The sequence below is a fragment of the Paeniglutamicibacter gangotriensis Lz1y genome, assembly GCF_000348945.1.
Classification (GTDB): Bacteria; Actinomycetota; Actinomycetes; order Actinomycetales; family Micrococcaceae; genus Paeniglutamicibacter; species Paeniglutamicibacter gangotriensis.
In genome coordinates this window covers 228,515-241,451 of the sequence record NZ_AOCK01000005.1, presented here as the reverse complement: position 1 = coordinate 241,451, position 12,937 = coordinate 228,515, and the positions used below count along the sequence as shown (strand labels likewise).

At 65.1% G+C, this 12,937-nt stretch carries 12 protein-coding genes and 1 pseudogene; 9 read left to right on the top strand and 4 right to left on the bottom strand.

Annotated elements, in window-relative coordinates; all coding sequences use genetic code 11:
- Window positions 1-20 precede the first annotated feature (20 nt).
- Window positions 21-380, top strand: a complete 360-nt coding sequence (locus ADIAG_RS10255; protein ID WP_007271286.1) for a Rieske 2Fe-2S domain-containing protein — start codon at window positions 21-23, stop codon at window positions 378-380.
- Here the strand turns inward: ADIAG_RS10255 and ADIAG_RS10250 are convergent.
- The gene (locus ADIAG_RS10250; RefSeq protein WP_007271285.1) at window positions 377-1,210 is read right to left on the bottom strand and encodes a hypothetical protein; all 834 of its coding nucleotides are present in this window, start codon (window positions 1,208-1,210) and stop codon (window positions 377-379) included. The genes ADIAG_RS10255 and ADIAG_RS10250 overlap by 4 nt on opposite strands.
- Window positions 1,211-1,413: 203 nt before the next feature.
- On the opposite strand from ADIAG_RS10250, the gene ADIAG_RS10245 reads away from it, so the two are divergent.
- The 3 genes from ADIAG_RS10245 (at window position 1,414) to ADIAG_RS10235 (ending at window position 3,876) form a co-directional block, all read left to right on the top strand.
- Window positions 1,414-2,700 carry an MFS transporter gene (locus ADIAG_RS10245; RefSeq protein ID WP_007271284.1) on the top strand — a complete coding sequence of 429 codons (1,287 nt, stop codon included), beginning with the start codon at window positions 1,414-1,416 and terminating at the stop codon, window positions 2,698-2,700.
- Window positions 2,701-2,817: 117 nt separating this feature from the next.
- Complete coding sequence (locus ADIAG_RS10240; protein ID WP_043474539.1) at window positions 2,818-3,270, top strand: DedA family protein; 453 nt, start codon at window positions 2,818-2,820, stop codon at window positions 3,268-3,270.
- Between the two features lie 132 nt (window positions 3,271-3,402).
- Entirely contained in the window at window positions 3,403-3,876 is a 474-nt protein-coding gene (locus tag ADIAG_RS10235) for an Lrp/AsnC family transcriptional regulator (RefSeq protein WP_051059905.1), read from the top strand.
- Window positions 3,877-3,883: 7 nt separating this feature from the next.
- Here ADIAG_RS10235 and ADIAG_RS10230 read toward each other — a convergent pair whose 3' ends face one another.
- Window positions 3,884-5,341 carry a GuaB1 family IMP dehydrogenase-related protein gene (locus ADIAG_RS10230; protein WP_007271281.1) on the bottom strand — a complete coding sequence of 486 codons (1,458 nt, stop codon included), beginning with the start codon at window positions 5,339-5,341 and terminating at the stop codon, window positions 3,884-3,886.
- A 581-nt stretch (window positions 5,342-5,922) separates the two neighbouring features.
- Between ADIAG_RS10230 and ADIAG_RS10225 the strand changes: the two genes are divergently transcribed.
- Both ADIAG_RS10225 and ADIAG_RS10220 read left to right on the top strand, forming a co-directional pair.
- On the top strand, window positions 5,923-7,140 hold the full coding sequence (locus ADIAG_RS10225; protein ID WP_043474371.1) for an NRAMP family divalent metal transporter: 1,218 nt from the start codon (window positions 5,923-5,925) through the stop codon (window positions 7,138-7,140).
- A 59-nt stretch (window positions 7,141-7,199) separates the two neighbouring features.
- Window positions 7,200-8,015 carry a putative hydro-lyase gene (locus ADIAG_RS10220; RefSeq protein ID WP_007271279.1) on the top strand — a complete coding sequence of 272 codons (816 nt, stop codon included), beginning with the start codon at window positions 7,200-7,202 and terminating at the stop codon, window positions 8,013-8,015.
- A 263-nt stretch (window positions 8,016-8,278) separates the two neighbouring features.
- Here ADIAG_RS10220 and ADIAG_RS22125 read toward each other — a convergent pair.
- A pseudogene (locus ADIAG_RS22125) lies at window positions 8,279-8,614 on the bottom strand (adenosine deaminase); the annotation flags it as partial.
- A 182-nt stretch (window positions 8,615-8,796) separates the two neighbouring features.
- Between ADIAG_RS22125 and ADIAG_RS10210 the strand changes: the two are divergent.
- Complete coding sequence (locus ADIAG_RS10210) at window positions 8,797-10,071, top strand: MFS transporter (protein ID WP_007271277.1); 1,275 nt, start codon at window positions 8,797-8,799, stop codon at window positions 10,069-10,071.
- 114 nt (window positions 10,072-10,185) lie between these two features.
- Window positions 10,186-11,436 (top strand): MFS transporter, encoded by a 1,251-nt coding sequence (locus ADIAG_RS10205; protein WP_007271276.1) that lies wholly within the window; start codon window positions 10,186-10,188, stop codon window positions 11,434-11,436.
- A gap of 27 nt (window positions 11,437-11,463) precedes the next feature.
- Here the strand turns inward: ADIAG_RS10205 and ADIAG_RS20195 are convergent, their stop codons facing one another.
- Window positions 11,464-12,114 carry a hypothetical protein gene (locus ADIAG_RS20195; protein ID WP_007271275.1) on the bottom strand — a complete coding sequence of 217 codons (651 nt, stop codon included), beginning with the start codon at window positions 12,112-12,114 and terminating at the stop codon, window positions 11,464-11,466.
- A gap of 47 nt (window positions 12,115-12,161) precedes the next feature.
- Between ADIAG_RS20195 and ADIAG_RS10195 the strand changes: the two genes are divergently transcribed.
- Window positions 12,162-12,926: a SurA N-terminal domain-containing protein gene (locus ADIAG_RS10195; RefSeq protein ID WP_007271274.1), complete on the top strand. Its 765-nt coding sequence runs from the start codon at window positions 12,162-12,164 to the stop codon at window positions 12,924-12,926.
- Window positions 12,927-12,937: the final 11 nt, after the last annotated feature.

The window sequence follows — 12,937 nt, the reverse complement described above, 5'->3', positions numbered from 1 at the left end:
AAGGATCAGGGGTGGGGAACATGCGAGAAGGAACCGGGTTGCCGGCGGTGGACCTGGGGACCACAGAGATGCTTGAGCCCGGCACCGCACTGCTGATCCCCACGGAAACAAGCGGGTACCAGGAGGACATCGGGCTTTTTCGTGCCGAGACCGGGAGCTACTACGCACTGGATGACGAATGCCCACACGAGGTGGCCTCGCTTTCGGAAGGGTGGATCGAGGGCGAGGAAATCGAATGCCCGCTGCACTCCTCGCGTTTTTGCCTGCCGGACGGCCGTGTCCTGTGCCTACCGGCGGTCCGTGACGCCCGTACCCACCGGATCGAGGTCCGTGAGGACAGGGTGCTGCTGTACCCCGGGACCGCAGCCACCCGAACCTAATCCAGTGGGATGAATCCTTCCACACGAAGCAGAGCGGCCTCGGTGCCAAGTTCCAGCCGTTCGGCGGCATGGACCCAATAATGATCGAGCGTGCGCTTCAATTGGTCGGGATTTGCCGACAACTCATGGACCGGGATCACCAGTTTCCCCCGAGCTCCGGGTTGCTCCAACGATTGCGAGAGCACGATCCACGCCGGACCTCGCTTGCCCAGCGGCCTACGGCGCGGCGGATCCGCCTCCGTGATCCCCGTGACGTCGTTCCAATAAATTTCCTGGGTTCCCCGCGATCCGTAGAGCAGAATACGGCTCCGCGTCAGATAGACGCCGGGTTCCTGGGCGGTCGCGGCCACCCGAGCCATATGGATGCCACGGTTCAGGACGTAGACCCCGCCCATGACCAGCAACACGGCGAGCAACAGAATCAACAGCAGCGGGTCATAACTGTGGATGAACAGCAGCCTGGCGCTCAAGGCAATGCTGGCCACCAAGATCACCACCGCCAGTCCCATCACTGCAGCAGCCCATACGGCCGAGGTTCGCACCATCGGGAACCAGGTTGCGGCGCGGGTGCCGGTGCTGGTGGCAACCGCGGCTTCCTGGACCGGCTGATCGGCGGTGGGGCGCCGGAGGGCTGAAACAATACCCATCAGCACGGCCAGAGCGCTGGCGAACAAGGCGGTCGAGAGCACCGGGCGGCCATGCAGGAGGGCATAGGTTCCAGTGGCCGAAACGAACGCGAACAAGACGAAGGAAGGCAGCAAATGGTGGGCCAGGGTCCAACCGCTGTGGCGCGGTGCCCACAGGCGTTGCCCGGATCCATGTTTGCTCATGCCAATAGCGTAATCTGTCTTCGCGGGATTGGAACTGCGGCCCGCGCAATATCACTTCGTGGGATGGGGCATCCGTGCTTGAACTCGCCTACGATAAACGAACCATGGAATCAATTCGTAAACGCGTCAAAATGATCACCTGGATCCTCGTTGGTTCGCTCGTACTCGGTACTGGTGCCGGAATGCTTTCGAGCGTGATCTAGGTGCCCAGCAATCCCACCGACCCCACGGCGTTGGCCGGTGGTGGAGAATCCGGTCTGCCCGAGGCGCTCCGCAGCCCGACCAAGAACGTCAAGGCCGGTTGGGTTGCCTCGATCGTTGCCATTAATATCGGCATCAACATCGTCTTTTTTGCGCCCATCAACGTGTTGCTGGGCTTGCAGGCCACCGAGATTGATGCAGGGTCCAAGGAAGCGATCCTGTCGTTGGTCACAGCATGCGGAGCCTCCGTGGCATTGGTGGCAAATCCGCTCTTCGGTGCACTCTCCGACCGCACGGTCTCCAAGATGGGTAGGCGTTCCCCCTGGATCCTCGCTGGAGCGATTCTGGGTGCCGCGTCGCTGTTGCTGCTCTCCGGGGCCACCACCGTGGGGCTCATGCTGCTGGGCTGGTGCGGGCTTCAAGCCGGGGCTAACGCCGCATATTCTTCGGTCACCGCCACGATCCCGGACCGGGTGCCCGAACGCCGGCGCGGTGCCATCGGGGGACTGGCCGCCATGGGGCAGACCGTCGGGGTATTGCTCGGGGCGGTGGTGGGTTTCGTGATTTCCGGAAACATTGCCGTGGGCTACTTCATTTGCGCCGCGGCCCTGGTGGTTTCGGTGATCCCCTATGTGGTGCGACCCAATGACCCGCCCCTGCCGCGCGAATTCCGGGAGTCCTTCAATCTGCTGGATTTCTTCAAGGGCTTCTGGATCAACCCGATGGTTCATCGCGACTTCGGCTGGGCCTGGCTGACCCGTTTCATGATGAACACCGGCAACCAAATGACGATCGTCTACCTGCTGTTCTTCCTCACCGATGTGGTCCGCTACCCGAACCCGGCCGGCGGGGTGCTGATCCTGACAGGAATCTACGCGGTTATGGTGATCATCAGCGCCGTGCTCGTGGGCCCGGTCAGCGACAGGAGCGGCAAGCGGAAGATTTACGTGATCGGCTCCTCGATCGTGGTGGCCTGCTCCGCCTTGATCATTGCCGTGTCGCAGAACTTCACCGGGGCCATCCTCGGTGCCGCGGTGCTGGGACTGGGCTTTGGAGCCTACCTAGCCGTGGACTTCGCGCTGCTGACCCAGGTGCTGCCCTCGGCCACGAGCCGCGGCAAGGACATGGGAGTGATCAACGTGGCCAACGCGCTGCCGCAGGTCATCGCCCCGACCCTGGCGTTCATCTCGGTGAAGCTGCTCGGCGGGTATACCGCACTGTTCATTGTCGCGGCCCTCATCGGGATCTGCGGCGCACTGCTGGTGCGCAACATCCGCTCGGTGCCGTAGCCACCCCACCCACGTTTTAAGCACTCATTCGAGGAGGGAACCGACACCCGGGGCGCTCATTGTCTGCTAGCTCACCAAAGCCCGAAGCGTGCTGCCTACACCGATATGCTGGGGCTCATGGACTGGTTAAGAGACGCGCCCTTTGGTTGGGCCTTCGCGTTCCTCTTTTTGCTTTCCATGGCCCGGGCCAACAGCACCTACTGGATCGGCCGTGGCATTGCCTCCGGGGTGAAACACACCCGCTTCCAGCATGTGCTGACCGGTCCGATCTACCGCCGTGCCGAGCGCTTCATCCAGCGATGGGGGATCTTTGCCATCCCGCTCTCGTTCATGACCGTGGGCATCCAGACAGCAGTAAATGCCAGCGCGGGCATCGCCAGGATGCCGGTGCTGCGCTACCTTCCGGCCGTCGTGGTCGGTTGCCTGATCTGGGCCACCATCTATTCCACCGTGGGCATGGCCGTGGTCTACGCTTGGCTGGCCTTGGGTTGGCAGTGGATCGTTGCCGGGGCACTGGTATTGGTCATCATCACCTTGGCGTGGATCCGTCATCGCCGCCGCAACGGCTGACGAGCCTAACCTCCCGAAAGCGTCCTTCCTGCGGCGAGTTGATCCCCGAGGCAAAGAAACATCGGTACGATTCAGGAAACCAATGAATCTTTGCGAAAGCCGGGCAGCATCGTGGCCATCACCCAAAAAAACATGCACCAGGTCAATCCCGTCGAGCTTGATGACATCGACCGCGGACTGCTGCGCATGCTCACGGAAAATGCGCGGCGCACCAACAACTCGCTGGCCGAGGAACTGGGCATCGCCCCCTCCACCTGCCTGGCGCGGCTCAACGCCCTGCGCTCGGCCGGTGTCATCCGCCGCTTCACCCTGGAAATTGATCCCGAGGTTCTGGGTCACGCACTGGAGGCCTTGATCTTCGTGAAGATCCGCCCCGGGGCCCGACACCTGATGTCGGCCTTCGCCGAGGAGATGCGTGCCAAGCCCGGGGTCACCCAATTGTTCTTCCTGGGCGGAGCGGACGACTTCCTGATTCACGTGGCAGTGCGAGATTCCAAGGACGTACGCCAATTCGTGCTTGATAACCTGTCGGCCAATCCCGCCGTTGCCACCACGCAGACCTCGCTGGTCTTCGAACACAGCCAGGGCGCCGTGCCCTGGCTGTAACGAAGACCTACCAGGAAACTTCGCGTGGTCGCCCCTCGTCGTATCCGGCAGCCGACTGGACACCCACGATGGCCCGTTCGCGGAACTGCGCAATCGAGTCAGCACCGGCATAGCTGAAGGCCGAGCGAACCCCGGAAACGATCGAATCGATAAGATCCTCCACCCCCGGACGCTGCGGGTCCAGATACATCCGCGAGTGCGAGATCCCCTCTTCGAAGAGCGCCGCACGCGCCCGGTCGAAGGCCGATTGGTGCTTGGTGCGCTGCTTGACCGCGCGGGCCGAGGCCATGCCGAAGCTTTCCTTGTAGAGCCGGCCGTCCCCGTCGGAGGCCAGGTCCCCGGCCGATTCATAGGTCCCGGCGAACCAGGAGCCGATCATGACGCTGGCGGCCCCGGCGGCTAGGGCGAGTGCGACATCGCGCGGGTACTTGACCCCGCCGTCGGCCCAGACCTCGGCGCCCGATTCCTGCGCCGCAGTGGCGCATTCCAAGACGGCGGAGAATTGCGGGCGCCCCACTCCGGTCATCATCCGCGTGGTGCACATGGCACCGGGGCCCACCCCGACCTTGAGGATGTCGGCTCCGGCGCGTGCCAGATCGATGGTGCCGGCGGCCGAAACCACGTTGCCGGCGGCAACCTGGATTCGGCGCCCGGTGCCTTGGGCAAAGTCGTCGCGGGCCGCCACGGCCACCGGCAGGGCCTCAAGCATTTTTTCCTGGTGGCCGTGGGCGGTGTCCAACACCAGGACATCGACCCCGGCATCAAGTAGTTCCCGGGTCTTGGATCCGACATCTCCGTTGATGCCCACCGCGGCACCGACCATCAGCCGGCCGGCCGGATCAAGTGCCGGGGTATAGAGGGCCGAACGCAGCACGCCCTTGCGGGTGAGTACCCCGGCGAGGTGTTCGCCATCGAGCACCGGAACCATGCCCAGGTGCCGGGCGGCCATGGTCTCGAAAACCGAATCCAGGTGCTCGTCCTTGGACGCCGTGACAATTTCGGAGGTCATGACCTGGTAAATCGGGGTGAATCGGTCGACCTCTTGGCAGTCCTTCTCCGTGATGATGCCTACCGGCTGGTGCCCGTCGAGCACCACTGCGGCCCCGTGCGAGCGTTTGCCCAGCAACGCCAACGCGATGGAGACCGAGTCGTTGACATCTACCGTGATCGGCGTTTCAAACACCGGATGGGCTGCCTTGACCTGGGAGACCATGTCGGTCAGGGCCAGCGGAGAAATATCCTGCGGCAGGATCGTGATCCCGCCGCGTCGGGCGACGGTTTCGGCCATGCGCTTGCCGGCCACCGCCGTCATATTGGAGACCACCAGCGGGATGGTGGTGCCCACGGAATCCGGGGTGGTCAGGTCCACTCCGGAGCGGGATGCCACCGCCGATCGTGAGGGCACCATGAAGGTATCGCTGTAGGTCAGGTCGTGGGCGGGGTTAATATCGTTGAGAAACTTCACCCGCTCAGGCTACAACCCACAGGCCCCGGGGTGCGTGAGGTGCGACACTGAGACACTGCGGCATGGGGGATGGGCAGGATGCTACGGGTTTCGGAGTCGGAAGCAGAATGCAGGGCGGACGGGTGTTTTCCGTGGTGAAATTTTCCCGATTGAGAGACGCGTCCTGCACCAAATTTCCTGACCTTTTGGGGTTACCGTGAGAGGGCGGAGCGGCCCGAAACCCGCGTGGCCGCCGGTTCAAGGGCTTCGTCATGGCCGACGCGTTTCCCGCGCTTCGAATGCGCGCACAACGATCACCTGACGTGCGCCGCTGCGTCGAAGCGGATGGGGCCGGACCCACACCATGTCGACTGCCTGATCCGTGCACGCGCGGTCCAACCTGGGCACCGTCCCGTCGCCCACGGGGGCCCCGTGCTGGATGCCGGACCTGCTGTGCATTCTTGAAACCGGAGCTGGCCGCGCCACCAACCGACAAAGATTGTTGAACAACCTCTTGCCAGGATTGTTCAACAACCTGTAATGTACTTCTCATCGCTCCCCACCCTGTGACAGCAGTCACCCGCAACCCGATGGATGGAATCATGACCACTCCAGGCACAAAACCGAAGCTCAGTGCTTCAGCCCGGCGCACAGCAATGCTCGGCGCCATGTTCCTCATGGCCACCAGCGCCATCGGGCCGGGCTTCATCACCCAAACCACCGAATTCACCGTCCAGATCGGAGCATCGTTCGCCTTCGCGATCCTTGTCTCGATTCTGGTGGACATCGCCGTCCAGCTGAATGTCTGGCGCATCATCGGGGTCTCCGGACTCCGTGCCCAGGAACTGGGCAATAAAATCCTCCCCGGCATCGGCTGGGCCCTGGCTGCCCTGGTCTTCATCGGCGGCATGGTCTTCAACATCGGCAACATTGCCGGAACCGGCCTGGGTGTCAACGCCATGATGGGGCTGGACCCCAAGATCGGCGGCATCCTTTCCGCGGTCGTGGCGATCCTGATCTTCCTGTCCAAGCGTGCAGGCATGGCCCTGGACAAGATCGTGGTGCTGCTCGGTGCCATCATGATCCTGCTGATGCTCTACGTGGCCATCGTCGCCGCACCTCCGGTGGGCGAGGCCTTGAAGAACTCGGTCATGCCGGAGAACATCAACTTCCTGATCATCACCACGCTGATCGGCGGCACCGTCGGCGGTTACATCACCTACGCCGGCGCCCACCGCATGCTCGACTCCGGTGCGGCCGGCATCGAGAACGTCAAGGACATCACCAGGACCTCGATCCTGAGCATCATCGTCACCGGCATCATGCGCGTGCTGCTCTTCTTGGCAATCCTCGGCGTAGTCGCCGGCGGCGTCGTGCTCACCAGCGACAACAAGGCCGCCGAGGCCTTTGGCCATGCGGCAGGCGAGATCGGGATGCGCTCCTTCGGCGTGATCCTCTGGGCCGCGGCACTGACCTCGGTGATCGGCGCCGCGTACACCTCGGTTTCCTTCATCACCAAGTCCACCACCCCCGAGCGCACCCGCAACCTGATCACCGTGGCCTTCATCGCGGTCTGTGCGGTCATCTACCTCTTCCTGGGTCAAGCCCCGCAGACGCTGCTGATCTTCGCCGGCGCCTTCAACGGACTGATCCTCCCCTTCGGCTTTGCGATCCTGCTCTACGCCGCATGGCGCCGCCGGGACCTGCTGCACGGCTACGCCTACCCCAAGTGGCTGCTGGGAATCGGTGTCGCGACCTGGTTGCTGACCCTCTACCTGGGTTGGAACTCGCTGGCCGGCCTATCCAAGCTCTGGGCCTAACCACCACGCCCGCGCCATTGATCCCCAGCCTCGAGCTTTCCGAAAGGAAAACACCTCACATGACCAACACGCCAGGCAGCACCATGCTTCCGGAGGATCGCACCACTCTCTCCCCGGCACAGGCACGTGAACTCTTCCGCAACGGACTGGCGGTGCCCACCGCCGGGTTCTCCCTGGGCTACGCGCAGGCAAACCTGATCATTGTGCCCAAAGACCAGGCCTTCGACGTATTGCTCTTCTCCCAGCGCAACCCCAAGTCCTGCCCGATCCTGGGCGTGCTGGACGCCGGGGAGACCAGCGGGGAACTGCTGAAGGGCGGGGACATCCGCACCGACGTGCCGAAGTACGTGGTCTACGAAAACGGCGTGAAGGTCGCCGAACCGACCGACCTGACCGGGTACTGGCGCGATGACCTGGTCACCTTCATCGTCGGCTGCTCCTTCACCTTCGAGACCGCATTGATGGAGGGCGGCATCCAGATCGCCCACATCGAGGCGGGTGTGAACGTACCGATGTTCAAGTCGAACATCCGCAGCGCCTCGGCCGGGTCGATGTCCGGGCCCATGGTGGTGTCGATGCGTCCGATCCCCGCCTCCCAGGTTTCCGATGCCGTGCGCATCACCTCCCGCTACCCGGCGGTCCACGGGGCCCCGGTGCACATCGGCAACCCGGAGGAACTGGGCATCATGGATCTGTCGAAGCCCGACTTCGGCGATCCGGTGGACATCCCCGCCGGGCACATCCCGGTGTTCTGGGCCTGCGGGGTCACCCCACAGGCCGCCGTCATGGAATCCAGGCCCGCGCTGGCCATCGGCCACGCGCCCGGGCACATGCTGATCACCGACGCCCGCGACAGCAACTACCTGGTGCCCTAGCAAGGCAGCTCTTCCACGAGCCGGTTTCAGCGGGAGCCGGTTCGTGGTCCTCGATCCGCCATGGAAGTCCCTGTTCCCCCCCCCCATGCAGGGTTCTTCCTGGCGCTCCAAAGGGCCGTCGTTGCCGGGCTGCTGCCCAGCGTCGACGCCCGTGGGAAGCGCGGCCCGGTTCTCCCCCCAGGAACCCGATGGCCGTGCATCCCGCGCCCGGGAAGCGACCGTTGTTCCCAGCCGTTCGCTTCCCGGGCGCCCTTGACTGCCGGCTACAGGTGTTCGGCGGCCAGCCAGACGTCCACCTCGGCGCACAGGCGCGCCTTCGCCGGCTCCTCCAGGAAGGAAGACTCGATCGAGTTCCGGGCCAGCACCGCCTGCTCCCCGCGGCTCAGCTCGAACTGCCCGATGACCGCGGCAAAGTTCGTGTCCAGGTAGCCGCCGAAGTAGGCGGGATCATCCGAGTGGATCGACACCTTCAGTCCAGCCTCCAGCATCCGCCGCAACGGATGCCCGGCCATGGTGTCAACCGTTCGCAGCCGCACGTTTGACAGCGGGCACACGGTCAGCGGCACCTGTCCTGCCACCAGCCGCTCAACCAGGGCGGGTGCTGGCTGCTCGGGATTCGGGCATTGCCGGGGCTGTTCACCCACCCCACCCAGTGTATCGGGCGCGCCGCAACCCGGACGGTGCTGCGCCAAGTCATCAACCCCGTTGATGGGGTCAAACCATGAAACACTTGCCAGCAAGCACGCATGCCACCGCCCGTTGAAGGATCGAGATCTCAGCCATGTCCCGCCCCGCCAAACCCTGGTTCCCCGCGGCGCTAAGCCTGATGATGGTCGGCTGGGGTGCCAACCAGTACGTGTCGCTGCTGGTCCATTACCGGGAGGAGCACGGATTCTCCGAGGTCCTGGTGACCTCGCTGCTGGGCATATACGTGGTGGGCCTGGTCCCTGCGCTGCTGTTGGGTGGCCGTTACTCGGACCGCACCGGACGCAAGCGGCTGGCGATCCTGGCCGTGGCCCTGTCCATGGCGGCCAGCTTTGCGCTGATGGGCTCGGCCTTCGGCCCGGTGCCGCTGGTCATCGGCAGGCTGCTGGCCGGAACGGCGACGGGCCTGGCCATGGCCGCGGCGACCAGCTGGGTGAAGGAACTCTCCCAGCTGCCCTGGGACGCCTCCTCGGTGCCGGGCTCCGGGGCGCGGCGGGCCTCGTTGCTGACCTCGGCGGGCTTCTGGCTTGGCCCGGTGACCGGCGGGATGCTGGTGGCCTGGGCACCGGTGCCCGACATCGTCCCGTACGTGGTGCACATCCTGCTCTGCGTCCCGCTGCTCTTCGTGCTGGTGCGGCTGCCCGAAACCAGGAAGCGGCAACCGCGCCCGGTCCCGAGCGTGGCAAGGCCGGTAGCCTCGGGCGGTGCCCCCGCCCCGCGCTCCGGCGCCGGACGCAAGCGCTTCCGGGCGGTCATCGCCCCGGCTGCACCCTGGGTCTTCGCGGCCGCCACCATGGGGTTTGTCGTCATCCCTGAAATGGTCCCGGCCATGCGGGAAGAACGCCTGGCCTACACCACCGTGGCGGTGGCGATCACCATGGGCTGCGGCGTGCTCATCCAGCCGCTGGCCCGCCGCGTAGACACCACCAGCAGCGCCCGCTCGCTGCTGACCGGCGTCGCGGTGGTGCTGCTGGGCATGGGCACCGTGCTGGCCGCGATCCTGCTGAACAGCCCGGTGTTGGGGCTCGCGGCGGCGGCCCTGCTGGGCTGCGGCAACGGGCTGCTGATGGTCGGCGGGCTGCTTGAGCTGCAGCGTGCGTCCGGTCCCGACGAGCTCGGCACACTGACCGGGTTCTTCTACACGCTGGCCTACGCGGGGTTCCTCGCGCCGACCGCGGTGGCGTTCATCGCCCAGTGGGTCTCGAACACGTGGATCATGGCCGGGACCATCGTGCTGTGCGCCATCTCGTTGGGCGTCGTCGCGCTGAACTCGCGCAAGCACCTGCCGCATGCCCTGGAGCGGGTCGAGTCCCGCCAGGTGCGCCGGGCCCGGCCCGAAACGACCCGGTAGCCGCCGGCTCGTCATGACGCTGGGCGGTCCGGCCGGGCGTGAAACACTGGTATGCACGGTTTCCTGAATTCTTCACCGATCCCCGCCGAACGAAAGCCAAGAGTACACATCCCGATGTCCCGCACGCCCAAGCCCTGGTTCCCCGCAGCACTGAGCCTGATGATGGTCGGCTGGGGCGCGAACCAGTTCGTCTCCCTGCTGGTGTACTACCGGCAGGAGCACGGCTTCTCCGAGGTCATGGTCACCTCGATGCTCGGCGTGTACGTGCTGGGCCTGGTGCCGGCGTTGTTGCTTGGCGGGCGCTATTCGGACCGGACCGGGCGCAAACACATCACCCTCTTTGCCGTGGCCCTGTCCATGGCGGCCAACGTGGCGATGATGGGCTCGATCTTCGGGGCCCTTCCGCTCTTTGCCGGGCGCCTCATGGCCGGCGTCGCCACGGGTCTGGTGATGGCCGCCGCCACCAGTTGGGTCAAGGAACTCTCCCAGGCGCCGTGGGACCTGCACTCGGTGGCAGGCTCGGGAGCCCGGCGTGCGTCCCTGCTGACCAGCGCCGGGTTCTGGTTCGGCCCGGTGGTCGGCGGATTGCTGGCCAACAACGCCCCCGCCCCGGCGTTCCTCCCGTACGCGGTGCACATCGCACTGTGCGTTCCCGTGCTCTTCGTGGTGGCCAGGCTGCCCGAGACCCGCAGAGCAGGAGCCTCCTTAGGCGGGGCCGCGCAAGCGCAGGCCGCCAACCCGCAGGCCCGCAAACGGTTCCGGCTGGTGGTCGCGCCGGCGGCGCTGTGGGTGTTTGCCTCCGGCACCACCGGATTTGCCGTCGTCCCCGCCGTCATCCCCGGGCTGGGGGAGGGGCGGCTGGCGTACGCCACCGCCGCGGTGGCCATCACGTTGGGCTGCAGCGTGCTGATACAGCCGCTGGCCCGCCGGCTGGACACCGTGGTTTCGGCCCGCTCGCTGCTCACCGGCACCGTCATCGTTTTCGTGGGTCTGGCCTCCCTGCTTGCGGCAATCCTGTTGCCAAGCCCGGCGCTGGGGCTGGTGGCATCCGCGGTGCTGGGCTGCGGAAACGGGCTGCTGATGGTCGGCGGGTTGCTGGAGATCCAGCGGCTGGCCGCGGCCCACGAGCTGGGCAAGCTCACCGGGTTCTTCTACACGCTGGCCTACGTGGGCTTCCTCGCCCCGACCGCGGTCGCGGTGGCCGCGCAATGGGCCGACGGCGCCTGGATCATGGCCGCCATGATGGGCCTGGCCCTGGTGTCCCTGGCCTTCATCGGGACGAACTCGCGCAGGTTCCTGCCCCACGCCCTGGAGCGGGTCGAACCGCTGCCTCTCGAGCATGGGCACGAACAATCGACCCACTGACCCAGGTGGTGCCCGATCGCCCACCGGTCACGTGGTGACCTGGAACCCGATTCGGGGCACGGCACAGGATGCACGGGCCGCGGATATGCCATTGACCCCGAGGTCGGCGACACACAAGCGGTTGTCGCGGCCGGTGTCGTCGCACCAATCCAGCCCATCCGGAATGGCCGTGATGCCGTAGGAACCCGGCGTGGTTCCACCGGGGATGCGCAGGTCGTGGGTGAACGCGCCGTCATCCGACATCGGAGCCAGCTCGGTGGACACGACCTGCTGCTGGTTGTCGACGAGTTCGATGCGCACCTGGGCATCCTTGCCGTAGCCCGGGTTGCACGTGGCACCGGGCGCCGATATCCCCAGGGTTTCGCCCGGGGCAGCGACCGGGGATTCTAGGGTGTAAGCCGGCGGCATGCACGGATCGGACGTGTGGATGGGGGCGGCGCACCCGGCGACGGCCAGCACCGGGCCCGCGCTGAAGGCTCCGGACAGCAACACCCGGGCACAGCGTGCCGCCTGCACCGCCGCGATTGACGTCCGCCTCCTGGGCCCCAGCGTCCACGACCGGTGCACTAATCGACAGGCCGGTGGCAACAACGTTGCCTCAGCGTTGTGCTGCGCCCCGGGGTGCTTGGAAACAGCCCCTGCCATCCAGCGGGCCACCGGGTGTCCAGCGACCGCCATGTTTCGCCTGTTAGTCTTCCAAGGGTCTATCCAAATGCTGGGAGTTTATGTTGCAGAAAAAATGGGTTCTATCCATGGCGCTGGTCGCCTCATTGTCGTTCATGACCGGATGCAGTGCCGCGGCAGAGCCGGAAGCGGCTGCGGTATCCAGTGAGGCCGCCGAAGAATCTGCGGCGGCGGAAGCCGAGGGTCCGACGCCCGATGTGTCCAAGGTCCCCGACGTGGTCGCCACCGTCAACGGAGAAGAGATCACCAAGGACGATTTCGTGCGGATCTATGAAGGCCAATTCGCCCAAGTCCAGCAGCAGGCGGAAATGTCCGGTGAAAAAATGGATCAAGAACAGTTGCGCAAGCAGACCGCGGAGGGTCTGGTGAACACCGAGCTGTTGATCCAACAGGCGGCCAAGAAGAAGATCTTCGCCACGGAGAAAGACATGACGGCAGCGCTCGGTGACGTGGCCAAGTCCAATGAGATGGACACCAAGGCGTTCTTGGCAGCCATGGACAAGCAAGGCCTGAACGAGGACGCGGTGCGTCTGCAGCTGAAGACTCAGCTTGAGGTCGAGCGGTTGATTTCCAAAGAGGTAGGCGACTTCAAGCCCTCCGAAAAGGAAACCAAGGCCGCCTACCAGGTCGTTCTTGACCAGTACAAGGGCCAGTCGACCACGGACGAGAAGGGTGCCAAGGCGCCGAAGTACGATGACATCAAGAAGGAGCTGGCACAGCAGCTCAAGCTCCAGAAGGAAGGCGCGGCTGTCAAGAAATACACCGAGACGCTGCGCAAGGACGCCAAGATCACCCTGAACATGTAGGACCTTGGCGC

Excerpts from the sequence above, each read along its gene's own strand:
- ADIAG_RS10255 (WP_007271286.1), top strand. The coding sequence starts at position 21 with ATGCGAGAAGGAACCGGGTTGCCGGCGGTGGACCTGGGGACCACAGAG.
- ADIAG_RS10195 (WP_007271274.1), top strand. The coding sequence starts at position 12,162 with ATGTTGCAGAAAAAATGGGTTCTATCCATGGCGCTGGTCGCCTCATTG.
- ADIAG_RS10220 (WP_007271279.1), top strand. The coding sequence starts at position 7,200 with ATGACCAACACGCCAGGCAGCACCATGCTTCCGGAGGATCGCACCACT.
- ADIAG_RS10240 (WP_043474539.1), top strand. The coding sequence starts at position 2,818 with ATGGACTGGTTAAGAGACGCGCCCTTTGGTTGGGCCTTCGCGTTCCTC.
- ADIAG_RS20195 (WP_007271275.1), bottom strand. The coding sequence starts at position 12,114 with ATGGCGGTCGCTGGACACCCGGTGGCCCGCTGGATGGCAGGGGCTGTT.
- ADIAG_RS10235 (WP_051059905.1), top strand. The coding sequence starts at position 3,403 with ATGCACCAGGTCAATCCCGTCGAGCTTGATGACATCGACCGCGGACTG.
- ADIAG_RS10250 (WP_007271285.1), bottom strand. The coding sequence starts at position 1,210 with ATGAGCAAACATGGATCCGGGCAACGCCTGTGGGCACCGCGCCACAGC.
- ADIAG_RS10225 (WP_043474371.1), top strand. The coding sequence starts at position 5,923 with ATGACCACTCCAGGCACAAAACCGAAGCTCAGTGCTTCAGCCCGGCGC.
- ADIAG_RS10205 (WP_007271276.1), top strand. The coding sequence starts at position 10,186 with ATGTCCCGCACGCCCAAGCCCTGGTTCCCCGCAGCACTGAGCCTGATG.
- ADIAG_RS10210 (WP_007271277.1), top strand. The coding sequence starts at position 8,797 with ATGTCCCGCCCCGCCAAACCCTGGTTCCCCGCGGCGCTAAGCCTGATG.